Source organism: Exiguobacterium sp. s191 (assembly GCF_018618955.1).
Classification (GTDB): Bacteria; Bacillota; Bacilli; order Exiguobacteriales; family Exiguobacteriaceae; genus Exiguobacterium_A; species Exiguobacterium_A abrahamii.
In genome coordinates, this window is record NZ_JACSNC010000003.1 from 183,474 (window position 1) to 205,885 (window position 22,412).

General features: G+C 48.3%; 21 protein-coding genes and 1 riboswitch. Of the genes, 11 read left to right on the forward strand and 10 right to left on the reverse strand.

Annotation, left to right across the window (positions count from 1 at the left end; translation table 11 throughout):
- Window positions 1–81 precede the first annotated feature (81 nt).
- Entirely contained in the window at window positions 82–951 is an 870-nt protein-coding gene (locus tag KNQ09_RS14235) for a PDZ domain-containing protein (RefSeq protein WP_214858857.1), read from the reverse strand.
- A 135-nt stretch (window positions 952–1,086) separates the two neighbouring features.
- Between KNQ09_RS14235 and KNQ09_RS14240 the strand changes: the two genes are divergently transcribed.
- Window positions 1,087–1,917 carry an SDR family oxidoreductase gene (locus KNQ09_RS14240; protein WP_023469801.1) on the forward strand — a complete coding sequence of 277 codons (831 nt, stop codon included), beginning with the start codon at window positions 1,087–1,089 and terminating at the stop codon, window positions 1,915–1,917.
- 139 nt (window positions 1,918–2,056) lie between these two features.
- Window positions 2,057–3,229, forward strand: coding sequence for a M20 family metallopeptidase (locus tag KNQ09_RS14245; RefSeq protein ID WP_214858858.1), 1,173 nt, complete (start codon window positions 2,057–2,059; stop codon window positions 3,227–3,229).
- Between the two features lie 67 nt (window positions 3,230–3,296).
- Here KNQ09_RS14245 and KNQ09_RS14250 read toward each other — a convergent pair whose 3' ends face one another.
- Complete coding sequence (locus KNQ09_RS14250) at window positions 3,297–3,644, reverse strand: WapI family immunity protein (RefSeq protein WP_064300747.1); 348 nt, start codon at window positions 3,642–3,644, stop codon at window positions 3,297–3,299.
- Between the two features lie 85 nt (window positions 3,645–3,729).
- On the opposite strand from KNQ09_RS14250, the gene KNQ09_RS14255 reads away from it, so the two are divergent.
- Window positions 3,730–4,155: a DUF1801 domain-containing protein gene (locus tag KNQ09_RS14255; protein WP_214858859.1), complete on the forward strand. Its 426-nt coding sequence runs from the start codon at window positions 3,730–3,732 to the stop codon at window positions 4,153–4,155.
- A gap of 50 nt (window positions 4,156–4,205) precedes the next feature.
- Here the strand turns inward: KNQ09_RS14255 and KNQ09_RS14260 are convergent, their stop codons facing one another.
- Entirely contained in the window at window positions 4,206–5,444 is a 1,239-nt protein-coding gene (locus KNQ09_RS14260) for an MFS transporter (protein ID WP_023469805.1), read from the reverse strand.
- 26 nt (window positions 5,445–5,470) lie between these two features.
- On the reverse strand, window positions 5,471–5,926 hold the full coding sequence (locus KNQ09_RS14265) for a CBS domain-containing protein (RefSeq protein WP_214858860.1): 456 nt from the start codon (window positions 5,924–5,926) through the stop codon (window positions 5,471–5,473).
- A 181-nt stretch (window positions 5,927–6,107) separates the two neighbouring features.
- On the opposite strand from KNQ09_RS14265, the gene KNQ09_RS14270 reads away from it, so the two are divergent.
- Entirely contained in the window at window positions 6,108–6,530 is a 423-nt protein-coding gene (locus KNQ09_RS14270) for a MarR family winged helix-turn-helix transcriptional regulator (protein ID WP_035395500.1), read from the forward strand.
- A 68-nt stretch (window positions 6,531–6,598) separates the two neighbouring features.
- On the opposite strand, the gene mmuM is transcribed toward KNQ09_RS14270, so the two are convergent.
- The 4 genes from mmuM to KNQ09_RS14290 form a co-directional block, all read right to left on the reverse strand.
- On the reverse strand, window positions 6,599–7,534 hold the full coding sequence (gene mmuM, locus KNQ09_RS14275) for a homocysteine S-methyltransferase (RefSeq protein ID WP_214858861.1): 936 nt from the start codon (window positions 7,532–7,534) through the stop codon (window positions 6,599–6,601).
- Complete coding sequence (locus KNQ09_RS14280) at window positions 7,509–8,912, reverse strand: amino acid permease (protein ID WP_214858862.1); 1,404 nt, start codon at window positions 8,910–8,912, stop codon at window positions 7,509–7,511. Before KNQ09_RS14280 ends, mmuM begins: the two co-directional genes overlap by 26 nt.
- A gap of 77 nt (window positions 8,913–8,989) precedes the next feature.
- A riboswitch (SAM riboswitch) is annotated at window positions 8,990–9,091 on the reverse strand.
- A 108-nt stretch (window positions 9,092–9,199) separates the two neighbouring features.
- Window positions 9,200–10,666 carry a polysaccharide pyruvyl transferase family protein gene (locus KNQ09_RS14285; protein ID WP_064300751.1) on the reverse strand — a complete coding sequence of 489 codons (1,467 nt, stop codon included), beginning with the start codon at window positions 10,664–10,666 and terminating at the stop codon, window positions 9,200–9,202.
- 206 nt (window positions 10,667–10,872) lie between these two features.
- Window positions 10,873–11,787: a ketopantoate reductase family protein gene (locus KNQ09_RS14290; RefSeq protein ID WP_214858863.1), complete on the reverse strand. Its 915-nt coding sequence runs from the start codon at window positions 11,785–11,787 to the stop codon at window positions 10,873–10,875.
- Window positions 11,788–11,969: 182 nt separating this feature from the next.
- On the opposite strand from KNQ09_RS14290, the gene KNQ09_RS14295 reads away from it, so the two are divergent.
- From KNQ09_RS14295 to ahpF, 6 genes are all read left to right on the forward strand, one after another.
- Window positions 11,970–12,686: a GntR family transcriptional regulator gene (locus KNQ09_RS14295; RefSeq protein ID WP_064300753.1), complete on the forward strand. Its 717-nt coding sequence runs from the start codon at window positions 11,970–11,972 to the stop codon at window positions 12,684–12,686.
- Entirely contained in the window at window positions 12,679–14,220 is a 1,542-nt protein-coding gene (gene gntK / locus KNQ09_RS14300) for a gluconokinase (RefSeq protein ID WP_214858864.1), read from the forward strand. The genes KNQ09_RS14295 and gntK overlap by 8 nt, the downstream gene beginning before the upstream one ends.
- 24 nt (window positions 14,221–14,244) lie before the next feature.
- The gene (locus KNQ09_RS14305) at window positions 14,245–15,591 is read left to right on the forward strand and encodes a GntP family permease (RefSeq protein WP_055969735.1); all 1,347 of its coding nucleotides are present in this window, start codon (window positions 14,245–14,247) and stop codon (window positions 15,589–15,591) included.
- Between the two features lie 20 nt (window positions 15,592–15,611).
- The gene (gnd, locus tag KNQ09_RS14310; RefSeq protein ID WP_214858865.1) at window positions 15,612–17,012 is read left to right on the forward strand and encodes a decarboxylating NADP(+)-dependent phosphogluconate dehydrogenase; all 1,401 of its coding nucleotides are present in this window, start codon (window positions 15,612–15,614) and stop codon (window positions 17,010–17,012) included.
- A 221-nt stretch (window positions 17,013–17,233) separates the two neighbouring features.
- Window positions 17,234–17,797, forward strand: a complete 564-nt coding sequence (gene ahpC, locus KNQ09_RS14315) for an alkyl hydroperoxide reductase subunit C (protein WP_023469815.1) — start codon at window positions 17,234–17,236, stop codon at window positions 17,795–17,797.
- A 14-nt stretch (window positions 17,798–17,811) separates the two neighbouring features.
- Entirely contained in the window at window positions 17,812–19,341 is a 1,530-nt protein-coding gene (gene ahpF / locus KNQ09_RS14320; RefSeq protein WP_149428068.1) for an alkyl hydroperoxide reductase subunit F, read from the forward strand.
- Between the two features lie 43 nt (window positions 19,342–19,384).
- Here the strand turns inward: ahpF and KNQ09_RS14325 are convergent, their stop codons facing one another.
- Window positions 19,385–19,954 (reverse strand): hypothetical protein, encoded by a 570-nt coding sequence (locus tag KNQ09_RS14325; RefSeq protein WP_214858866.1) that lies wholly within the window; start codon window positions 19,952–19,954, stop codon window positions 19,385–19,387.
- A gap of 250 nt (window positions 19,955–20,204) precedes the next feature.
- Between KNQ09_RS14325 and KNQ09_RS14330 the strand changes: the two genes are divergently transcribed.
- The gene (locus KNQ09_RS14330) at window positions 20,205–20,747 is read left to right on the forward strand and encodes an ECF transporter S component (RefSeq protein ID WP_050678560.1); all 543 of its coding nucleotides are present in this window, start codon (window positions 20,205–20,207) and stop codon (window positions 20,745–20,747) included.
- 44 nt (window positions 20,748–20,791) lie between these two features.
- Here KNQ09_RS14330 and KNQ09_RS14335 read toward each other — a convergent pair whose 3' ends face one another.
- A complete protein-coding gene (locus tag KNQ09_RS14335; RefSeq protein ID WP_133208469.1) occupies window positions 20,792–22,285 on the reverse strand; it encodes a malate:quinone oxidoreductase in 1,494 nt (497 codons plus the stop codon).
- Window positions 22,286–22,412 lie beyond the last annotated feature (127 nt).

The window sequence follows — 22,412 nt, forward strand, 5'->3', positions numbered from 1 at the left end:
TCATTCTGCCTCCCCTTTTTTAGCACTCAATCATATAGAGTGCTAATTCACCTCCTATTATTAGGGAGTTCGAAATATCTGTCAATCTCCTTTTGCACTGTATATCGTAACTTTTTCAAGGACAATCATTCCAATTTGACGTAAGTGTTCTGCTGACCCGTAGGTGCCATGGCTAACGCCGTTTTCATCCTTTCGATTACCGAGACCGATGAACTGCTCACTCGGTTTGAAGTGGAGTCCGACGACGGGTACCTGAAATCGTGACGAGAAGCCGACTTGAAAAATCGCGTCCGGATAATCCGTTGGTCGATAGGTTGTCCAATCGATATCTGGTTCGAGCTTCGCAAATCGTTCCGTGTGCTCCTTACCGAGCAGGATGATTCCTTTTATCGAAAACAGTTCAAGCAGGCGTAACAAAAATGTCTGACCGAATGGACTATCTTCCAACACGCTGCGTTCTTTGATCGCTCCCATGTAGTGGTGTGTCGGAAACGGGAAAAAATCCAAGTGAATGACTGGATCAAACGTCTTTTCGTAAAACGACGCACCGAGTCCGTTCAAGAATCCTTCGAGCTTACCGCCACCTGGTCGACCGAACCAGGTCCGGTACACATTTGGTTGTTTAAAGTAACGATTGAAGCGCCGGATCGAATCCGTCAGCGTTTTCTCCTGCAGATAATCCTCCCATGCCATCGACTTCGGACGTATGAAAAGCGGACCATGCTCGTCAAATCGTAATGTACCTGTTCGGTCTAAAAACTGCGATCGAGATGGGTTCGTCGCGATCGTCACCCAACTGCTACGTGTCGCATCACCAAACCAGAGGACAGGTGTCGTTTGGTCGATCAATTCACTTGCAAATGCACTCTTCTCGAGTGTCATTTGGTACTGGACGGCTTCGTGTAATAATTTTTTGGCAAGTTGCCATTGATCGGATGTCAGCGTTCTCATCTCCCTCTATACAGCGATTGTGCTGTTGTAGATGTACCCCCTATCCTCTAACACTAGACGCATCGATGGGTTTAATCTCCATTTCTCCGGGAATGTTTCATAAGGTGAACGATACGACTTAGGAGGGATTTAATAATGGGTAGACTCGATCAAAAAGTAGCTGTCATTACCGGCTCGGCAACAGGGATTGGACAAGCGACTGCACTTGTCTTCGCAGAACAGGGAGCAACGGTCGTCTGTGCCGATGTCTCACTTGAAAAAGCACAACAAACAGTAGAACAGATTACACAACAAGGTGGGAAAGCGGAAGCCGTCCATGTCGATGTCTCAGACGTCGAGAGTGTCGAGCAACTTGCGAAGCACGTCAAAGAGACATACGGTACGATCGACGTCCTCTTCAACAATGCCGGAATCGATGAACAAGGCGGGAAAGTCCACGAGTATCCAATCGATCTCTTCGACCGGATCATCGCTGTCGACTTGCGCGGTACATTCCTCGTCAGTAAATTCTTGATTCCACTCATGCTTGATAACGGTGGTTCAATCATCAATACGTCATCGATGTCTGGTCGCGCAGCTGACTTGAACCGGTCCGGTTATAACGCAGCAAAAGGCGGGATTGCGAACTTCACGCGCGCGATGGCAATCGATTATGCGCGTCATGGCATTCGTGTCAATTCGTTATCACCAGGAACAATCGAAACACCACTCATCGATACACTCGTCGGTGAAAAAGAAAAAGAGCAAGGTAAACAGTTCCGCGATGCGAACGCTTGGATCACACCACTCGGACGACTCGGTAAACCACGCGAGATGGCAACGGTCGCTCTCTTCCTCGCTTCTGATGACAGCTCATATGTCACCGGTGAGGATATCACAGCGGACGGCGGCATCATGGCTTATACATGGCCGGGAGAGATGTTAATCGATTCGAAATGGAAAGACGAAGCAGAAAAAAGTGAATAAGTAACGCGCGGTGTAACCCTCTGGTTGCACCGTTTTCTTTTATTTCAAGACGTTCATCCCCGTAAATTATTTTCCGAATTCGTTTACCTCCCTGAAGTATTTTTAGCAGGGTATAGGATAGGTAAAGGGGGAAATACTTATGCAAACAGCAATTACTTACTTACAACGGTGTCTTCAAATTCCAAGCGTCAACCCGACGGACGGAGAAGAAGCCGTCGCACGCTATGTGTACGATGTACTGATTGATCATCACATCTCGACAGAATGGATCGAAGTCTCACCTAAACGGATTTGTCTCGTCGCGACCGTTCCTGCGAGTGAAGAGGTTTCACGCCCTTCCGTACTCGGGCTATCTGGTCATCTCGATACGGTTCCTGTGCAAGGAGACGGCTGGACGAAAGATCCATACGGTGGTGAAATCGAAGACGGACGCATTTATGGTCGTGGGGCTTCGGATATGAAGTCAGGTGTCATGGCGATGGTGCAAGCGCTCATTCAATACAAGGAACGTCAAAACCGTCCGAACACCGTCAAACTTCTGATTACATCCGATGAAGAAAATGGCATGACAGGAGCTCGGCATTTGACGGAACAAGGGCATGCGGATGATTTAGATGCTCTACTGATAACAGAACCGACGAGCGGGATGATCGGTTATGCACAAAAAGGGGTCGTTGGGATTGAAGTAACATGCCGTGGGAAAAGTGCACACAGCTCTGCCCCGCAACTTGGACGTAATGCGATTGATGACGTATATCGCGTCATCCAAGAAGTGAAGTCGGAGCGTTTTTCGATCACGACGAATCATCACTCGGCACTTGGTCCGGTCGTTGCGTCGATCACCTCGATTTCAGGAGGCGAAGGACCAAACGTCGTTCCGAGTCAGGCTTCGTTTTATATGGACATCCGGACGATTCCGGGATTCGGTCGAGCGGACGTTCTTGCTGCCTTTACGGATATCGAGCGTCGACTTGTTGCAGAAGATCCTGACTTTGATATGAGCGTGACCGTCATCAAGGATATTCCTTCCTGTGAAACCGATGAACAAGCGCCTTTCTTGCAACAGGTCGCAGATACGATGGAGCAAGTCAGTGGCGTGACACCACGAAAAATCGCCATCCCAGGCGGAACGGATGGTGCGATGTTCAGCCAAGCAAAAAAAGCATTCCCGATCGCGATTGCTTCTTTCCATGATTTCCGTCTCGCGCATCAAGTCGATGAGTCGATTCCGTTATCCGAATATGAACAAACGATTGCGTTTTGCTTCAACTTGATCAACACACCGCTACACCAACCACTTTCATCACACTAAATAAAAGAAGGGACGACATTCGGGTGCAATACCCAAAGTCGTCCCTTCTACTTTTACTGTGTCTAGTTTAGTACACACCAAGCTGTGCCAATGCCTCACTTAAATAACTTTGATCACTGCGAAACTGATGACTCGTTTGTCCGTCAGACCAACTGATGAAGACACGACCAAGCCGGTCATATCGTAAACGGAGACGTATCACGCCCTGCTCAAATACGACTTCTCCCTGTAACGATTCATGAACATGGGCAAAATCACGGATGAACAGATCATATTCGTCGAATGAAACTGAAATGTCGTGTTTACTATCTTGTCCCGTCATCTGAATCGTTAGTTCACCTTGCTTTGGATACACGTGTAAGATGTCCCACGATATACTGTCTTCTTCTCCTCGAAACACGATGCGATGCTTCATTCGATTTCCACCTCTGAGTTACAGGATATTTACTAGCCTTTCTCGAAAGTAACCGATATCTTCTTCATCCGAAAGGAGTCTGCTTATGTCTGATACGCCAAAGACAGGTCCTACCGAACAGTCCGTTGATGCCTTTTTGGCACAAGTCGAACCGCCACTACGTCAAGCAGATGGTATCACGTTACGTCAGTTCTTCGAAGATGTCACGGGATACGAAGCCGTCATTTGGGGGTCTTCCTTGATTGGTTTTGGTGCCTATCATTATCGCTATGTCTCTGGTCACGAGGGCGACAGCTTTTATGTCGGCTTTTCTCCGCGCAAGACGAACCTCGTCCTTTACCTCGCGCTTGGTGAAGACGATGTATCGGAACGACTGCTTGCCACTCTCGGTACGTATCGACGCGGTAAGTCCTGCCTCTACGTAAAACGACTGACTGACATCGATTTAGACGTTCTTCGGGAAATGATTGAGCACTCGATCCGCACGTTACGAGACATGTACCCTTCTTGATTTCAATCAAAAACAGCCGAAGCAGATTCGCTTCGGCTGTTTTTTTGAAATTAATGTCCGCCTTCCGTCCGATCGATATGGCGGATGTGTTTGAGATTGACCCCGATGATGATGACGGATAAGAGGACGAAGCCACTTCCGACATAAAACGGTAGGTTTGCGTTGAAGATTTCAGCCAATTTACCGGCCATGAATGGCGCGATGGCTGCCCCGAGAAAACGTAGGAAACTGTATGCCGCAGATGCTGTCGAACGTTCGACAGGTGCTGCGTCCATGACAGCGGTCGTGATGAGCGTGTTGTTATTCCCAAGCACGGCTCCCGCCAAAATGACACAGACGATGACGACGGCTGGTGTTTCCGTAAAGATCCCCATTAACAGAAGCAAGATCGCAAATGTAATCAACATCATGACCATCGCTTTGATTGTTCCGAACCATTGTTTCAGTTTCGGAGCTGTTAGAACCGATGTGATGGCAAGCAACATCCCCCAGCCGAGGAAGACGAATCCGAGTCCTTGAGCTGGTAATTTCATGACGAATGGTGCATAGGCCATGATCGTAAAGAACCCAACGTTATAAAGTGCTGCAACGATCCCGAGCGTCAAGAGCGAACGATGCTTCATCGCTTGGAACGGTGCTTTTAACGACAACTTCTGTTTCGGTGCAGCAGATGCTGCTGGTTTTGGCATCAAGAAGAGCAAAACGAGGAACGCGATAACCATGATTGTCGCAACACCCATGAACGGTGCGCGCCATGTGATTGAACCGAGCGTTCCACCTAACAATGGTCCAATCGAAATCCCAAGACCAACGGCTGCTTCATATAAAATGATCGCTTTGGCTGTTCCGCCTGACGATAAGGAAACAATCGCAGCGAGTGCAGTTGCGACGAATAAGGCGTTCCCAAGCCCCCAACCACCGCGTAACGCGACGAGCGTCCAGATGCTGTCTGCTTGTGAAGCAAAACCAGCAACGGTTGCGATGACGGCGATCCCGAGCATCAATGTTCCTTTTTGACCAATCCGTGATGAGATCGCGCCTGTAATCAACATCGCGAATGCCATGACGGCGTTATAACTTGTAAATAAGAGCGTTACTTCACTTTTTGACGCTTCTAAATTCTCGGCAATCGTCGGTAAGACCGGATTGACGAGCCCCATTCCCATGAATGCTGTAATACTGGCGAAAAAGACTGCCCAGACAGCAACTGGTTGATGGAATAATCCATGTTTGCTCTCTGCTAATACCGTTTCCGGCTCAAGCGTCGTTGTTTTTTCAGCAAGTGCCATAGTGTCCCTTCTTTCTATTGGATGTGTTACATGAACTGTTTAAACGAATGGCGGATGACGTCGCCTCGACTAATGATCCCAACAAGCCGTCCTGCTTTAAGGATTGGAAGCTTTTTGATCCGTTTTGCGCCGAGCGTTGCTGCAATCTCTTCCATTTCTGTGTCAGCGTCCGCAGTTACGACTTTCCGGCGTGCCAGTTCCATGACAGGTCGATTCAAGATATGACGAATCCGATCTTCATAATCTTCTTCGTCTCCTTTGATGACATCTACATATAAGAATGTATCGACGATGATGTCCTTGTGTTTTCCGATCGCGCGCATGATATCTCCATCACTGATATACCCGACGACCTCCTGCTCAGCATTGATGACAGGAACGCCGCTAATACCAGATTGAATGAATCGTTCGATGACCGTCCGAATCAGATCTGTATCGTTTACCGTGATGACATCTTGTTTCATCGACTCATAAGCTTTCATCTGAATTCTCCTTTGTCGTTCGTTTTTCATCTACGAAAGTTGTATGATACAATTAAAAGAACAAAAATGATTGTATAATACAACTACAACTCTGTCAAGCCTCCTGCTTTTCGCATTGACAGCTTATCCACATTGGGTAATCATGAGGGACAGAGAGACTTTTTGAAAGGGGAGATACCCGATGTCTCAACAAGCACTCGAAACCATTGAATTGGAGTTAGCAATCCTGATCCGGCGCTTGACGACAGCGACGGCAGACAATCGCAATTTAGATCGTGCTTCCTACCTCTTACTGCGACAACTAGCGGATTCCGGCAACGTCGGTGTCAAAACACTTGCCCGTGAACTTCAGCTTGATGTCTCGACCGTCAGCCGTCAAGCTGCAGCGCTCGATCAGAAGCAACTTGTGGAAAAAGTAAAAGATCCGACAGATGGTCGTGCCTTCTTCTATCATATTACGGATAAAGGACAAGAAGAGCTCACGATTTACCGGACAGCGCGCCTCGCGAGCATCGAACGTCTCCTGACGGATTGGCCATCGGACGATGCCGAAGATTTTGGACGTCTATTGCAACAATTCAACCGTGCCTTGCGCGAGCGGTAACAAAATCACACCATTTAAAGGAACGGACGCGAAATCAATCGATTTCGCGTCCGTTTTTTCGTCATTCTTCATGATGTATGAGAAACCTGACAAACCGAACGAATTTGTGCGATGTGTTCGGGTGACGTTCGGCAACAACCGCCGATCAATAGTGCCCCTGCCTCATACCATGTCTTCGCGACGGTTTGGAACGACGTACACTGATTCGTACCTGACCACGTTTTTGCGACCGGATCATAGACCTCACCGGAGTTTGGATAGACGATGATTGGCACATCCGTCAACGCCTTGACGTGACGGATAAAGTCGGTCGCGTAAGATGCCGGAAAACAATTTGCACCGATTGCTGCGAGCTGTGGATGTTGTCCGACCGTTTCAATACACGTCGCAAGTGCCGTTCCTTCACTAATGTGTGTCGCATCTTGAAGCGAGAACGTCAGCCAAGCGGACACTTTCGGATACGCTTCGAGAATCCGGAACAATACGACAGCTTCCTCGAGCGACGGAATCGTCTCAAATGCCAGCAGATCAGCCCCCGCTTCAATCAATGCTTCAATCCGTGGTCTGTGGAAGGCTTCTAGCACATCTGCTGACACCCCATAATGACCGCGATACTCAGAACCATCTGCTAAGTAGGCACCATAAGGACCCACTGATCCTGCGATTAATGCGTCACTCTTTCCGCTACGCGTGCGTGCGTTTTGCGCCAAGGTGACCGTTTGTCGAATCAGCGACTGTGCTTCCTCTGTCGTGATATGACGTTGCTTGAACCCTTCGATACTTGCTTGATAGCTTGAAGTGATGGCAACATCGGCACCTACTTCAAAGTAGTCACGATGGACGTGTTCGATCTGTTCCGGTGCTTCGATTAAGAGACGTGCTGACCAAAGCGGGTCGTTCAGGTCGAATCCTTTCTGTTCAAGTTCGGTTGCAAGGGCACCATCTAAAATGAGAAAGGGAACTTCCTGTAATCGTTGATCAACTGGATTTTTGATTCGGGACATCTTCAACACTCCGTTTCTGAGAAGAATTCGTGAACGCATGAACGACATAACAGATCACGATGAATGGAATACCACAGTACAAGGCAATTCGTTGTGTCGGATCAAATCCGATACCAATCAGAGAAATCAAACAAACGACGAAAGCGGCGATCGGTACGAATGGAAAGAGTGGTGTGCGATAGACCAATTCGTCGACCGTATGCTCTTCACGAAGAAATTGCTTCCGGAAGCGATACTGGGCAACGCTGATACTCATCCAAACGACGACGACAGCGAGACCGGAAATCGAGACGAGCGCGATATAGACACTTCCTGCTGCATAGATGCTAGACAGCAAGGCAAGTCCTCCGCCAAGCATGCTGAACAATACAGCTCGAAGTGGAACCCCACTTGGCGTCACCTGGGCGAAAAAGCGTGAAATCATGCGTTCGTTCGCAAGCGACCAGAGCATCCGAGAAGCGGCGTAAAGTCCAGAGTTCGCTGCCGACAAGATCGCTGTCAAAATGACGAAGTTCATCACATCTGCCGCGTACGGAATTCCGATCCGTTCAAACACGGCGACGAACGGACTTTCGAGCACACCCTTCCCATCCGTTGGCAATAAGACGGCTAATACGATGATCGTACCGACGAAAAAGAGGACGAGTCGCAAAATCGTCGTCCGGATCGCAAGCGGAATCGTCCGTTTCGGATCGACTGCTTCACCCGCTGCGACACCGATTAGTTCCGTTCCCGAGTAAGCAAAGTTCACAGCAAGCATCGTCATGAAGATGACGAAAGCTCCATTTGGAAACAATCCGCCTTCGGTTAACGAAGAAAAGAATGGGGCCGGGCTACCATCTTGTAAGGGAATGAAACCAACGATCGCTCCCGCACCAAGTAAAATGAAAGCAATGATCGTCACGACCTTGATGGCGGAAAACCAAAACTCGACTTCAGCGAACACGCGAACCTTCAAGACGTTGATACCAAGGATCATCGCAGCGAACAAGGCGCTGAACACCCAAACCGGAATCGACGGGAACCAACGTTGCATTAAAATGCCTGCTGCCGTGAATTCTGAACCAAGGGCGACCGTCCACGTCAGCCAGTAGAGCCAGGCCACTGTATAACCGGTGCCGGGTCCAATGTACTTCGTTGCGTACTTATGGAATGATCCGGTTTCCGGCATGTGCACGGCGAGTTCACCGAGACTTAACATGACTAAGTAAACGACGACGGCCCCAATCAAATACGATAAAATCGTTCCGACGCGTCCTGCTTGTTCCAACGTATAACCTGTACTTAAAAATAATCCTGTTCCAATGACACCACCTAACGACAGCATGATCAGATGACGTGATTCCATCTTGCGTCGAAACGCTCCGCTCGTTTTCATGAATCCATTTCCTCCTCGTTCCACCTATTCCAAACAAAAAACGCATCCTCACGGATGCGTCGGTCGACAATTCGGAAATCTTATCGATCGGGTGCAGCACCCGCAGGAATTAGCACAGTATCTTTCGACCTGTTGCTGAGGTTTCATAGGGCCAGTCCCTCCACCTCTCTGGATAAGTATGTAATTGTTCCTAACCCTATCAAGTCTTTTTCAAATTGTCAACACAATTCAGAATACTCCTATCAAAAAAACATTCCGCATCGTATCGATCCGGAATGTTTGGAGGTTTATTTTTTGGCGAATAAATCCGCTGTTTTCAAGGCTGCACGAACCGCTTTCCGATTCAATGTTCCTTGCTGGTGCTTCATTTTCTTCGTTTGGGCAGCCAATTGCGCTTTGAGCGCCGCAATCTCTTGATCCTTTTGAGCCGTTCCTGTTTGTTTCTGTAATGCTTTGATTTTCTTATCTTTTTCAGCTAATTGTGCTTTTGTTTGTTTTTGCGCATCCGCAATCTTCTTCTCTTGTTCCGGGAAGAACCGTTCAAAACGAGCGACTGCTTCCTCAAGACTTACGCCAGAGATCGGTTGGACTGGTGGGAGCAACTCGGTTTGCGCCATTTGACGGTCAAACGGTACATTCTCAGGATAGTTCGTCTCTTGATAGATATGCTCAAGATTGTTCACGTTCAAGAAGTCAACGAAGTTGTCGAAGTTACGCGCTTGAACACGTGCCGGACTTTGGAAGTCAGCGCTTGCTACGACGTCGGATAATTGTGTATCCGCTGTGATGTCGTTCGCCCAAATGTGCGTCAACTGATGGTAATCCGTCAATTCGCGCATCCGTGCATCTTTTGGAATGAGGATACTCGGCGTACCTGCAAGCGTTGCTGTGATGTTTCCGTGCAAGCGCGCACCAAAACTAAGGTCTGCTTGTCCAATGAAATCGAACCATGTCTGTGCGTTCAAGAAGAAACGGACCCGATCATTCATGTAAGCAGGATCCGACATTTTCACCGGATAGTTCGTCACTGAAAGATCTGCAATCGGGTGCGTCCCTGTATACGTCAACTTCAGTTCCTTCATCCATTGGGGAATGAAGTAATGATTTGGATACTCTTCCATCCCACGTGTAATGAAATCGAGGACGTTTTGTGGAGCTAAACGTGACGAGTTGACCGTAATCATCGACTCAGGTGTGATGTTCGTTTCACGGATGTGCAAATCACGACCGAACGCGTACATCGAAGGACATCCGATAACGCGATGATCGATCCCTTCGCGGAAACCAAGACGTGTTAAGTATTTCGACGTGATCTCCCCGCGAAGACCCAGCATGCTCGAGCGCTCGAGAACGGCACTGACGAACGCTTTGACATCTTCATCGAATGGGAATCCACCATCTAAGTCTGGTTCAAACGGTGCACGTAACCCTACACCGATGACGACAACTGGAATTTTTAATTTTTTGATGAGACGTGTATATTTCCGTAACGTCGGTACGAATTCTTTTCGGAATGCATCCGCTAACGGAATGACATAAAGATCAAAGTTGGCATTGATTTCGTCTGCCCGTTCTTCGTCGTAATAGTAATAGTCAGGTGTAATCGTCGTACCTTCTGTCATCAACGTCCGAAAGATACTGTATTGATAGATAAGATTTCCAACGTTTCCTCCAATGGAATTATGTTTCATCAAATAAGGAGCATCGAACTGTTCGAATGGTGTCATACCTGCACGAATAATAATACGTTTCATAATGGATAAACTTCCCCTCTCGTCTGCTTCATTCGTCCTTGCAAGAAAAAAAATACGGAAAAATATATTATCAGTTTTTTTCAATCTCATTAAGAATAGATGAACTTTATTTCGGAAGTCAACGATTCCTAAGGGAAACAGGTCTTTCGTCATCAAAACGAAACATTTGCACCACACCATCATTTTTCTAAAATAGAAAAATGTGACTATTTAATCGTTTCGAGATACATGCGTAGATTCGCTTCAACTAATTTCAAGGCATGCATCTGATCAGTCGTGGCAGGCTTTAATAATTCACTGAAAAAATGTTCCACTTCGACGGGCTGACCCTTTTCCATGTCCCGTAACATCGATGATTTCATCGTATCTTCCATTGCATGCATCTGCTTCAGCAAGACCGCTTCTACATCGTCATTAAAGACTGCCCCTTGTTTTTCCATCGCCTGTTTCGCTTCCGCCATGACGTCTAGGATCATTTGATGTCCAACAGCTTCTTCCCGAATCGGACCGATTGCTGAGCGAAATAGCGTCGTCACGCCCGCGAATGTCGAAATAAAGAGATACTTTTGCCACATATCATCCATGATATGCATCGAATACTTCATTGGTGCCTTCGCTTTCGCAAAACACGCTGCGATTTTCTCTAGACGCGCTGTTGGTTTACCGGTTCGTGAACCAAATAGCAGCCGATGCGACGGGCTTGTCTGTACAATGCGCCCTTCTGCATCAAGCGTCGACTCAATAAAGCAAAGACCGCCCAAAACTCGATCTTCTCCAAAGACTTCTGTTAATCGTCGAATGTGCTGCATGCCGTTCAACAAAGGAATGATATACGTCTCGCTCGAAACGAATGGCGCGAGGTCCTGTAGGACGTCATCTAAGTGATAGGCTTTCGTCGAAAGCAAGATGACATCAAATGCACGATCCGGTCGCATGTCTCGTGTTATCAACTGAGGCGTAATCGTCATATCGCCATGAGGACTAGTGATGTGTAGTCCTGTTTTTTGTAGTTGTTCATATCGATTCGAACGGACGAGGAATGTCACCTGCTCCCCTTGCTCAGCAAGACGACCTCCGAAATAGCCTCCAACTGCCCCTGCACCTACAACTAACATGTTCATATGTACTATCTCCTCCTTACCCGTTCTGTGCGTTGCTTACTCCTTCACCCTAACATATTTGGAACCGATTTCCTGATTTCTGCGTGGATCGATCCGTTTTAAGTTAAGCGTTTGCATTTTAGAAAAAAACGTATATACTAACTTGTATACAAGTATACTCACTTTAGAAATCAGGTGATTCCATGTCAGAAATGTTATACCCCTTGAAGTGGTTATCAAAAGCTTCCGCCGGAGATCGTGTTGCACACGAGCTACGGATGCGCATCATTTCAGGAAGGATTGAAAGCGGTACCATCTTATCTGAAAACAAATTAGCCTCTGATTTTTCAGTCAGTCGCTCGCCTGTCCGTGATGCATTAAAGGTCCTTGCATCCGAACAATTGATTCGTCTCGAGCGGATGGGAGCAGTCGTCGTCGGTTTGTCCGAGCGCGACATTCAGGAAATCTATGATGTCCGGCTACTCATCGAAACGTTTGTCTTCGAGCGACTCGTCAAAATCGAACGGGCAGAACTCGTCCGGGAACTCAGTAAGATTCTCGAAATGATGAAGGTTGCCATCAAATACAAGGATGCCGATGAATTCTCCTTCCAGGATGTACTGTTTCATGAAACGATCATCCGCTCGATTGATCATGGATATGTCAGCATGATTTGGCAAAATCTCAAACCGGTCATGGAAAGTTTCATCCTCCTATCGATGCGGGTACGATTCGAGGAAGACATCGAAGACTTCGAACGCATCCTCGCGAACCACGCCTTGTACATCGAAGCGATCGAGACAGGCGACCGTGAACGGATGGTTGCTTCCTTACATCAGAACTTTGATGACGTCCAGGAAGTCGAAGATCTCTGGAAAACGCAACAAATGATGTCGAAAGGAGTCGATTCACATGACTGAATATATGTTAGGCGTCGATATCGGAACGACGAGTACGAAAGCGGTCTTATTTACGACAAAAGGAGAGGTCATCGGACAAACGAACGTCGGTTACCCGCTCCATACACCAAATCGCTCGACGGCGGAGCAGGATCCGGAAGAAATTTTTGATGCTGTACTCGAATCGATCCGCTTGATCACGAAACGTCATCCGAGCATGCCACCAAAGTTCGTCGCGTTCAGTAGTGCTATGCACAGCTTGATCGCAATGGACGCACAGCATCAACCATTGACTGCCTGCATTACGTGGGCAGACAGTCGGAGTGAAGCATGGTCGAACAAGATCAAGGAACAATATGGTCTATCGATCTATCACCGGACCGGAACACCGATTCATCCGATGTCACCGCTCAGCAAAATCAGTTGGCTCGTCGAAGATCGTCCGGAGCTCCACGCTCAAACGAAAAAATATGTTGGGATCAAGGAATTCGTGTTCCAAAGACTGTTCGGCAGATATGTCATCGACCACTCTCTCGCTTCAGCGACCGGTCTCTTCAACATTCATGAATTAGGCTGGGATACGGGCGCGTTACACGTCGCAGGGATCGATGCAAGCTACTTATCGGAACCCGTACCGACGACGACGACATGTACCGGACTGAATGCTGATTACGCACGACAAATGGGACTCTCCATCGATACGCCGTTCCTAGTCGGTGCCAGTGACGGTGTCCTTTCTAACTTGGGTGTCAACGCGATTCGAAAAGGGGAAATTGCGATCACGATCGGAACGAGCGGTGCCATCCGAACAATCATTGATCGTCCGCAGACCGATGAAAAGGGACGGACGTTCTGTTACGCGCTGACCGAGGACCACTGGGTCATCGGCGGACCCGTCAATAATGGTGGAATGGTCTTACGGTGGATCCGAGACGAACTCGCTTCAGCCGAAGTCGAGACAGCAAAACGCCTCGGCATCGATCCGTACGCTGTTTTGACGAAGATTGCCGAACGCGTCCGTCCTGGATCCGACGGGCTATTGTTCCATCCTTACTTGTCCGGTGAACGAGCGCCGCTCTGGAATCCGGATGTCAGCGGTTCATTCTTCGGTTTGACGCTTTCGCACAAAAAAGAGCATATGATCCGGGCGGCACTAGAAGGCGTCATCTACAATCTCTATACCGTCTTCCTTGCTCTGATTGAGTGCATGGACGGTCCTGTGACACGGATTCAGGCAACGGGTGGTTTTGCTCGGTCTGAAGTCTGGCGCCAAATGATGGCGGACATTTTTGAATCGGAAGTCGTCATTCCGGAAAGTTTTGAAAGTTCATGTCTTGGTGCTTGTATTCTCGGACTGTATGCGACAGGGGAAGTCGATTCGTTCGAAGTCGTCTCTGAGATGATCGGGGAAACGCATCGCCATGTACCAAATGAAGAAGCGATGCATGAATATCGTCAGCTCTTACCAATTTTCATTAGTCTAGCGCGGACATTGTCTGAGGATCACAAACGAATCGCTACGTATCAACGGAGCTTGATTCAAGAAGAAAACTAACTTAATCTTTTGGGGGAAGTCATCATGCCTTTAGTCATCGTAGGAATTGGGATCGTCGCGTTGCTCGTTCTCATCATGGGGTTGAAATTAAATACGTTCGTCTCACTCATCATCGTTTCCTTTGGCGTTGCACTACTACTCGGCATGCCGCTCGATCAAATCGTCAAGACGATCGAAGCCGGTATCGGAGGAACGCTTGGTCACTTGGCACTGATCTTTGGTCTCGGTGCCATGCTTGGAAAGCTGATTGCTGACGCCGGGGGGGCGCAGCGAATCGCCATGACGCTTGTCGCCCGATTCGGGGAAAAGAACATCCAGTGGGCGGTTGTCGTCGCTTCGTTCATCATCGGGATCGCCCTCTTCTTCGAAGTCGGACTCGTTTTGTTGATTCCAATCGTCTTTGCGATTTCACGTCAACTTCGTGTCTCGATTCTATATCTCGGGATCCCGATGGTCGCTGCCCTATCCGTCACGCACGGCTTCTTACCACCTCACCCGGGTCCGACCGTCATCGCTGGGGAGTATAAAGCCAATATCGGGGAAGTCTTATTGTATGGTTTCATCGTTGCTGTTCCGACAGTCATCATCGCTGGTCCTATCTTTACAAAAATCGCGAAACGACTCGTTCCTGAATCGTTTACACGGACAGGAAACATCGCGTCACTCGGGGAACAAAAAGAATTTGATTTAGACGAGACACCAGGCTTCGGCATCAGTGTCTTCACGGCGATGCTACCGGTTCTTTTGATGTCGGTCGCAACGATCTTCACGCTTTTACAAGAAACACTCGGCTGGGGTGAAAACAGCGTCATCTCGGCAATCGAGTTCATCGGGAACGCCTCGACGGCGATGTTGATTTCATTACTCGTCGCGGTCTACACGATGGGAATCGCGCGTAAGATTCCGATGCAAACGGTCATGGAATCTTGTACGACGGCAATCGCCCAAATCGGGATGATGCTATTGATCATCGGCGGTGGCGGTGCCTTCAAACAAGTCTTGATTGACGGTGGTGTCGGGAAATACGTTGCCCAATTATTTGAGGGATCAGCGTTATCCCCGATTCTACTCGCTTGGTTGATCGCTGCGATTCTCCGGATCTCACTTGGTTCCGCAACAGTCGCTGCCCTATCAACGGCAGGTCTCGTCATTCCGTTACTGGAGCAATCCGACGTCAACTTAGCGCTCGTCGTTCTCGCGACTGGTGCAGGTAGTCTGATCGCTTCACACGTCAATGATGCAGGCTTCTGGATGTTTAAAGAGTATTTCGGATTATCATTAAAAGAAACGTTTGCGACATGGACTGTGCTTGAGACGATCATTTCCGTTTGTGGACTTGGGTTCGTTCTTCTCCTCAGCCTCGTCGTCTAAGAAAAGGAGTCGTTCTACTTATGCAACATTCTATCGGAGTCATCGGGCTTGGCGTCATGGGACGCAACCTGGCACTGAACATGGCGAGTCATCAAGAAGAAGTCGCCATCTATAACTACACACGTGATTTAACGGACGATCTCGTCGCACATGATGAGGGACTACCTCTTCATCCGTACTATGACATTGAAGCATTCGTTCAATCACTCGCTCGTCCACGGAAAATCTTCATGATGGTCACGGCTGGTAGCGCGATTGATTCAGTCATCGAATCGTTGCTTCCGCATCTCGAAACAGGCGATATCATCATGGATGGTGGGAACTCTCACTTCCTCGATACAGAGCGTCGTTTCGACGAGTTACAACGCCACGGGATCGAATACATCGGTGTCGGTGTATCGGGTGGTGAAGTCGGTGCGCGGACCGGTCCTGCGATCATGCCTGGTGGATCGAAAGAAGCTTACGAACATGTCGCACCAATCTTGACGAAGATCGCTGCTCACGTCGAAGGTGATCCATGTTGTGTTTATATTGGTCCGAAGGGCGCTGGTCACTTCGTCAAGATGGTCCATAACGGAATCGAGTATGCGGACATGCAACTGATTGCTGAAGCGTATAGCTTCCTCCGTTTCCGTCTCGGACTCGACGTCACGGAAGTCGCGGACATCTTCGCTGAGTGGAACGCGGGTGAACTGAAAAGTTACCTGATTGAGATCACAGCGGACATTCTCCGAAAAACCGATGACGAGACAGGGCAACCGTTGATTGATGTCATTCTCGATCAAGCCGGTCAAAAAGGAACTGGAAAATGGACGAGCCTGCAAGCCATTGATAATGGGATCGCCTCTTCAATCATTACAGAAGCTCTGTTCGCGCGTTACCTTTCAGCTATTAAAGAAGAACGCGTCGCAGCGTCTACTGTCTTAAAGGGACCAGAAGACTTGTCGACGCTTGAGCGAGACGCGTGGGTCGAACGAATTCGTCAAGCGCTTTATATGGGGAAAGTTGCCGCATACGCGCAAGGCTTCACCCAGTACCGGACGTCGTCTGAGTTGTATGCCTGGAACTTACGCCTTGAAGAGATCGCTTTGATTTTCCGTGGTGGATGTATCATCCGGGCAGACTTCTTGAACGTCATCAGTGAAGCATTCAAAAATGATGCGAACCTCTCGAACTTGATGCTCGCCCCGTTCTTCGCTGAGAAAGTACAGGCGTATCAAGAATCGTTACGTCACGTCGTTGCCGAGGGTGCGTTATCTGGTTTTGCACTCCCATCTCTATCGACGTCACTGACGTATTACGATAGCTACCGGACAGCGAATTCGAATGCCAACATGTTGCAAGCACAACGCGATTATTTTGGTGCTCATACGTATGCCCGGACAGACCGCGAAGGGATCTTCCACACGGACTGGCAATAAAGAAAACAGCTCCCGACTCCTGTTTCATTTAGGAGTCGGGATTTCTTTTTTTGTTCACACAATCTTTCCTGAAATAAGAAATTGCCGATTATACCTTGACAAAAGTGTTGGTCTATATGAAATTAGTATTAGATTAGAATTATTCTAGTGTGATAAATACAGATTGTTTGTATGCACTAGAACAGATTCTAAAAATAGAACCCTTGAGGAGGATTTTTATCATGTCTTTAATCGGAAGTGAAGTAAAACCATTCAGTGCATCAGCATTCCACAACGGAGAATTCGTTGACCTAACGGATGCTAACCTTCGCGGTAAATGGAGTGTCGTATGTTTCTACCCTGCAGACTTTACATTCGTTTGCCCGACAGAACTCGAAGATCTCCAAAACCAATACGAAACTCTCAAAGCGCTTGACGTTGAAGTTTACTCTGTTTCAACAGATACGCATTTCACACATAAAGCATGGCACGAAACATCAGAAACAATCGGTAAAATCGAGTACGTCATGATCGGTGACCCATCACACGTCATCTCACGTAACTTCGAAGTCTTGAACGAACAAGATGGTCTTGCTGACCGCGGTACGTTCATCATCGACCCAGACGGCGTCATCCAAACAGTTGAGATCAACGCAGGCGGTATCGGTCGCGATGCAAGCACGCTCGTCAACAAAATCAAAGCAGCACAATACGTACGTAACAATCCAGGCGAAGTCTGCCCAGCGAAATGGGAAGAAGGCTCTGCAACACTCACACCAAGCCTTGACCTCGTCGGAAAAATTTAAGGAGCGGATTCGCGATGGCTTTAGCACCAGACATTAAAGCACAACTCGCGCAATACCTCGAGCTTCTCGAAGGCGATCTCGTCCTAGCGGTTAGCGCTGGGACAGACGCCGTCTCGCTTGAGATGAGCGCACTCGTCGAAGAGATCGCAAGCATGACACCACGCATCTCCGTCGAGCAGGCAAGCCTTCCCCGGACACCAAGTTTCACAGTCAACCGTGTCGGTGAGACAAGCGGAATCACGTTCGCGGGAATCCCACTCGGTCATGAGTTCACGTCCCTCGTTCTCGCTCTGCTACAAGTCAGCGGTCGAGCACCGAAGGTCGATGCGGACGTCATCAAGCAGATTCAAGGCATTCAAGAAACGTACCACTTCGAGTCGTACATCAGCTTGAGCTGCCACAACTGCCCAGATGTCGTACAAGCATTGAACGTCATGAGCGTCCTCAACCCGAACATCAGTCACACGATGATTGATGGCGCGGCATTTAAGGAAGAAGTCGAACAAAAAGAAATCATGGCTGTTCCGACAGTCTTCGTCAACGGCGAAGCGTTCGGTAACGGACGGATGTCGCTTGAAGAAATCTTGGCGAAGCTTGGCACAGGCGCTGATGCTTCTGATTTCGCTGATAAAGATCCATACGATGTCCTCGTCGTCGGTGGTGGTCCAGCTGGATCGAGTGCTGCCATCTATGCAGCCCGTAAAGGCATCCGGACAGGAATCGTCGCAGAACGATTCGGTGGACAAGTCATGGATACGATGAGCATCGAAAACTTCATCAGCATGAAGTACACGGAAGGACCAAAACTCGTCGCAAGTCTTGAGGAGCACGTCAAGGAGTATGGCATCGACGTCATGAACCTGCAACGAGCAACTCGTCTTGAGAAGAAAGACCTCCTCGAACTCGAGCTTGAGAACGGTGCTGTCTTGAAGACGAAGAGTTTGATCCTTTCAACAGGTGCACGCTGGCGTAACGTTGGTGTTCCAGGCGAACTCGAATTCAAGAACAAAGGTGTCGCCTACTGTCCACACTGTGATGGTCCATTGTTCGAAGGAAAACGTGTCGCAGTCATCGGTGGCGGAAACTCAGGGATCGAAGCAGCCATCGATCTCGCGGGAATCGTCAAGCATGTCACGGTCCTTGAATTCGCACCGGAACTAAAAGCCGACGCTGTTCTTCAAGAACGCCTCGCTTCACTTCCGAACGTCACGGTCGTCGTCAACGCACAGACGAAGGAAATCACAGGAACGGATAAAGTGAACGGTATCACGTACATCGAGCGCGAAACGAACGTTGAACGTCACGTCGAGCTCGAAGGAGTCTTCGTCCAAATCGGTCTCGTACCAAACACGGACTGGCTCGGTGAAACGGTGAGCCGTAACAAGTTTGGTGAAGTCCAAGTCGATCGCCACGGCGCAACGAACGTACCAGGCGTTTTCGCAGCAGGAGACTGCACAGATAGCGCGTATAAACAGATCATCATCTCGATGGGATCTGGTGCAACAGCTGCACTCGGTGCTTTCGATCACTTGATCCGGAATTAATGCAAAAGAGCGGAACTCAGACGAGTTTCGCTCTTTTTCTATTTCAATAGTAGATTTCACCAACGGATGAACAATGAAATTCTTTTGTGATGTGGTGCTTTGTTAAGATGCCTTGCTTCGCGTATGTACCACTGACCGTTACGACCATCGTTTGTCCTGCATCGATTGGTCTACCGACAAATTCAGTTTGCGTCCATCTTCCATCATCGATCGCAAGAGACGTCATCGAAAAGACATCGGATAATCGTTGGCGTTTACTCTGTTCCAAGAGTTCTGTCTCGAAATTCCCGATAATCCGGACTTCGTTTCCACGTTGCGTGCGTTCGAGCGTCCGTTCACTATCCCACTCGAAGCTCGTTTGGACACGTAACGGCTTCAACCGTTTGACTGCTCGTTCCTGAAAACGTTTCGGCGAAACCCAGTCCTCGTCTGCGAATTGATTTGCTGCAAGCAACGTGACGTCCGCATTTTCATGTGTCCGATTCAATTCTTGCACGATTTTTTCATATGCTGCGTAATAACGTTGATGTTGTGTCGTCTGGTCCTTTGCCTCCGATATGACTGGTGACAACGAAGCAAGTATGACAACGACTGTCGCGATCTGATATTTCATTAACTTCCCCTTCCTTTCGCTGTTCATTGTACAGAAAAAACAAAGAGTAGATTCAAAAACGACAACCGTTTTGGAGATTTTTTCATTTAAGACTGTATGAATAGATTAAACTCTTTTGGAATTAAGAACGAATGACGACTTTTTAGTCAATCTGACCCCTATAAATAATTCAAAGTTGACACTTTTGACTAGTCCAGGCATCTGATAGATTGAAGATATCTTAAAATCTATCATAAAGAAGGTTAGTCACATGCAAAAAGCAGCACCGTATTCTAGCACTCGTACCCGCCAGCTCGTCATCACTGCGATGTCAATCGCACTTGTTCTTGTCGCAACGATGTTAATCAAGATTCAATTACCAATCGCACTAAACGGTGGTCTCATTCATATGGGAACAGCAATGCTCTTTCTCATCGCGATTTTATTCGGTCCACGGACAGCATTGATTGCCGGTGCTGTTGGAATGGGGTTATTCGATCTTCTAACGGGCTATGCGATTTGGGCACCTGGTACAATCATCGCACGTGGACTTCAAGGATTGATTGTCGGTTACATCGCGTGGTCAGGTGGTCGTAACGGAACGAATGTCACGTTTAACTTGATCGGGATGATTGCTTCCGTTCCTGTCATGCTACTCGTCTACTTCGTGCATGAAGGGATTATGTTCAGCAACTGGGTTGCACCAGCCACTTCAATTCCAGGAAACATCACACAAAACGTCATCGGAATCCTCGTTGCGATTCCAGTCGGGATTGCCTTAAAGAAAACACGTTTCTTCCGTAACTTCCGCTAAATCAAAAAACCGTCCGGCTCCTCGTAGAGTCGGACGGTTTTCGTTTAGCGAATCGGTTGACCTTGTTCAAGCTCAAGCGTTTTGGCTGTTTCGGCATGGATCTGTTCGAACAGCTCCGGATGTTCAACGAGTGAGATCCCGTAAGACGGAATCATCTCCTTGATTTTTGCTTCCCACGCCGGTAATTCGGACGGGAAACATTTTCCGAGTACTTCCAGCATGACGGGAACCGCTGTTGAGGCACCTGGTGACGCCCCGAGTAAGGCAGCGACAGATCCGTCGGCTGCACTGACGACCTCTGTTCCGAACTGGAGTGTCCCTTTTCCTTGTGGTGTATCCTTGATGACTTGGACACGTTGACCAGCGACGACGACATCCCAGTCTTCTGTCTTCGCATTCGGAATGAACTCTCGTAATTCGTTCATCCGTTGTTCCGTCGACAAGAGGACTTGTTCGATCAGATACTTCGTCAATCCCATCTCTTTGGCTCCCGCAGCAAGCATCGTCAAGACGTTGTTCGGTTTGACAGACGCGATCAAATCAAGATTTGATCCTGTCTTTAGGAACTTCGGTGAGAAGCCAGCAAACGGTCCGAAGAGGAGTGATTTCTTCCCATCGATGTATCGTGTATCTAAGTGCGGTACTGACATCGGCGGTGCTCCGACTTTCGCTTTTCCGTAGACTTTCGCATGGTGCTGTTCGATGATCTCAGGATTTTTACAAACGAGGAATAAACCACTGACCGGGAAACCACCGATTTGCTTCGATTCCTCGATGCCTGTTTTTTGGAGCAACGGTAGACTACCGCCGCCACCTCCGATGAAGACGAACTGCGCCGTATGATGCTCGATCCGGTGATCGCGCTCATTCTTCACTTTGACTTCCCAACCCCCGTCAACACGCTTCAAATCCTCGACACCATGCTGATAGTTGATCGCTACATCGTGTTGTGCGAGATATTCAAACAGGATTCGTGTCAACGCACCAAAGTTGACGTCCGTTCCTGAATCGATTTTTGTCGCAGCGATCGGCTCTGGTGACGTCCGACCGTTCATGATGAGTGGAATCCACTCGGCTAATTTCGCTGGATCCTCTGAATATTCCATTCCCGCAAACAACGGATTCGCTGATAGCGCTTCCAATCGTTTTTTCAGGAATTCGACGTTTTCCGTTCCTTCAACCATGCTCATATGTGGAATCGGCATGATGAATTCTTTCGGATTCGGCAAGACACCTTCCTTGACGAGATGCGACCAGAATTGACGTGACAGTTGGAACTGTTCGTTTACTTTGACCGCTTTACTGATATCGATCGAACCATCGGCATTTTCCGTCGTATAGTTCAGTTCGCATAGTGCGGCGTGACCTGTTCCTGCATTGTTCCACTCGTTCGAGCTCTCTTCCCCGGCACTCGCGAGTTTCTCGAATACCTTGATGTTGATCTCAGGCGCGAGTTCTTTTAATAAGACCCCTAACGTCGCGCTCATGACTCCGGCACCAATTAAAATAACGTCTGTTTTTTTAGGCATACTGCTCATGATATCCTTCCTATCCCCGTTGATATTATGGACTACCTGTCATGAAAAACTTCCCCCTCATGACGACAACTTACCTTTCCATTATAACCCTATCACAGCTTGCACAGAAAGGAACTTCTTTTACATT

What these genes read in the sequence shown, in the direction of transcription:
- KNQ09_RS14260 (WP_023469805.1), bottom strand. Translation starts at nt 5,444, where the DNA reads ATGGCACTTGCTGAAAAAACAACGACGCTTGAGCCGGAAACGGTATTA.
- KNQ09_RS14245 (WP_214858858.1), top strand. Translation starts at nt 2,057, where the DNA reads ATGCAAACAGCAATTACTTACTTACAACGGTGTCTTCAAATTCCAAGC.
- gntK (WP_214858864.1), top strand. Translation starts at nt 12,679, where the DNA reads ATGACTGAATATATGTTAGGCGTCGATATCGGAACGACGAGTACGAAA.
- KNQ09_RS14330 (WP_050678560.1), top strand. Translation starts at nt 20,205, where the DNA reads ATGCAAAAAGCAGCACCGTATTCTAGCACTCGTACCCGCCAGCTCGTC.
- KNQ09_RS14255 (WP_214858859.1), top strand. Translation starts at nt 3,730, where the DNA reads ATGTCTGATACGCCAAAGACAGGTCCTACCGAACAGTCCGTTGATGCC.
- KNQ09_RS14305 (WP_055969735.1), top strand. Translation starts at nt 14,245, where the DNA reads ATGCCTTTAGTCATCGTAGGAATTGGGATCGTCGCGTTGCTCGTTCTC.
- KNQ09_RS14250 (WP_064300747.1), bottom strand. Translation starts at nt 3,644, where the DNA reads ATGAAGCATCGCATCGTGTTTCGAGGAGAAGAAGACAGTATATCGTGG.
- ahpC (WP_023469815.1), top strand. Translation starts at nt 17,234, where the DNA reads ATGTCTTTAATCGGAAGTGAAGTAAAACCATTCAGTGCATCAGCATTC.
- KNQ09_RS14265 (WP_214858860.1), bottom strand. Translation starts at nt 5,926, where the DNA reads ATGAAAGCTTATGAGTCGATGAAACAAGATGTCATCACGGTAAACGAT.
- mmuM (WP_214858861.1), bottom strand. Translation starts at nt 7,534, where the DNA reads ATGTCCCGAATCAAAAATCCAGTTGATCAACGATTACAGGAAGTTCCC.
- KNQ09_RS14240 (WP_023469801.1), top strand. Translation starts at nt 1,087, where the DNA reads ATGGGTAGACTCGATCAAAAAGTAGCTGTCATTACCGGCTCGGCAACA.
- KNQ09_RS14285 (WP_064300751.1), bottom strand. Translation starts at nt 10,666, where the DNA reads ATGAAACGTATTATTATTCGTGCAGGTATGACACCATTCGAACAGTTC.
- KNQ09_RS14295 (WP_064300753.1), top strand. Translation starts at nt 11,970, where the DNA reads ATGTCAGAAATGTTATACCCCTTGAAGTGGTTATCAAAAGCTTCCGCC.
- KNQ09_RS14335 (WP_133208469.1), bottom strand. Translation starts at nt 22,285, where the DNA reads ATGAGCAGTATGCCTAAAAAAACAGACGTTATTTTAATTGGTGCCGGA.
- KNQ09_RS14325 (WP_214858866.1), bottom strand. Translation starts at nt 19,954, where the DNA reads ATGAAATATCAGATCGCGACAGTCGTTGTCATACTTGCTTCGTTGTCA.
- ahpF (WP_149428068.1), top strand. Translation starts at nt 17,812, where the DNA reads ATGGCTTTAGCACCAGACATTAAAGCACAACTCGCGCAATACCTCGAG.
- KNQ09_RS14290 (WP_214858863.1), bottom strand. Translation starts at nt 11,787, where the DNA reads ATGAACATGTTAGTTGTAGGTGCAGGGGCAGTTGGAGGCTATTTCGGA.
- gnd (WP_214858865.1), top strand. Translation starts at nt 15,612, where the DNA reads ATGCAACATTCTATCGGAGTCATCGGGCTTGGCGTCATGGGACGCAAC.
- KNQ09_RS14270 (WP_035395500.1), top strand. Translation starts at nt 6,108, where the DNA reads ATGTCTCAACAAGCACTCGAAACCATTGAATTGGAGTTAGCAATCCTG.
- KNQ09_RS14235 (WP_214858857.1), bottom strand. Translation starts at nt 951, where the DNA reads ATGAGAACGCTGACATCCGATCAATGGCAACTTGCCAAAAAATTATTA.
- KNQ09_RS14280 (WP_214858862.1), bottom strand. Translation starts at nt 8,912, where the DNA reads ATGAAAACGAGCGGAGCGTTTCGACGCAAGATGGAATCACGTCATCTG.